This window comes from Pedobacter sp. UBA4863, assembly GCF_002399615.1.
Classification (GTDB): Bacteria; Bacteroidota; Bacteroidia; order Sphingobacteriales; family Sphingobacteriaceae; genus Pedobacter.
In genome coordinates this window covers 24,031-24,269 of sequence record NZ_DHDZ01000008.1, presented here as the reverse complement: position 1 = coordinate 24,269, position 239 = coordinate 24,031, and positions in this window count along the sequence as shown.

The window sequence follows — 239 nt, the reverse complement described above, 5'->3', positions numbered from 1 at the left end:
ATAAGAAACTGTTTAAAAATGATATTAATATTTTACAGGTTGGTTTTGGTGGTGGCACCAAACTATAGCTATGGGCTGTAGGCAGGTGTCAACACACGCCTACCTATTGGCCCATAGGCGAGTGTCCCCACCCGCATAAGTATTATTTACTTTCACTTAGAGCCTGTTTAAAAACGATATAAATATTTTTTACAGGTAAGTTTGGTGAGGACACCAAACTATAGCTATGGGCTGTAGGC